This is a genomic window from Roseateles sp. P5_B10, from assembly GCF_056400485.1.
Genome location: NZ_JBFULE010001449.1, coordinates 1 through 732, shown reverse-complemented (window position 1 = coordinate 732; position 732 = coordinate 1). Strand labels below are relative to the sequence as shown.

Genomic DNA, 732 nt, shown 5'->3' with positions numbered 1-732 from the left:
GTCATCACCAGCGTGGACACCAGATTGAAGGCGGCCACCGCGACGATCAGCGTCAGGATGATGCTCATCAGGCGCTTCTCGATCTGCACGGCGTCGAACCAGTTGGCGTTGGAACGCGTCCAGTCACGCACCAGGATGTCCGGGCCCATGGCGCCCTTGAGTTCGGCTGCCACGCGGCGGGCGTCGTGCACGTCACGCAGCTTGAGCTGCACGCCGGTCGGGCCACCGGTGCGGTAGAGCTTGGCCGCGTCGTCGATGTGGATCAGGGCCAGGCCCGAGTCGTACTCGTAGTGGCCGGCGCTGAAGGTGCCGACCACATTGAAGCTCCTGTATCGCGGCGAGGCGCCCATCGGCGTGACCTGGGCGCCGGGCGCGACGACGGTGATTTTGTCGCCCACACCCACGCCCAACTGGCGTGCCAGCTCCGAGCCCAGCACGATGCTCCAGGCACCGGGCTGCAGCTGGGCGAAGACGCCGTCCTTGAGCTGTGCACCAAGGCCGGTGACCGTCGCTTCCTCGGCCGGCGAGATGCCACGGATGATGGCGCCGCGCATGTCCTCGCCGCGCGCGATCAGGCTCTGGCTGGCGACAAACGGCGCCGCACCCATCACCTCCGGGTTCTGCCTGGCCTTGGCCGCCGTGGCCTGCCAGTCCGGCAGCGCCTGGCCGGTGTACTCCAGCAGCTCAATGTGGGCGATGACGTTGAGCATGCGGTCGCGCACTTCCTTCTGG

At 68.0% G+C, this 732-nt stretch carries 1 protein-coding gene; it reads right to left on the bottom strand.

All coding sequences use genetic code 11. The features are described from left to right. Positions 1–732 (bottom strand): ABC transporter permease (locus AC1DU6_RS33910; RefSeq protein WP_477862792.1); only part of this gene is annotated, 732 nt, incomplete at both ends.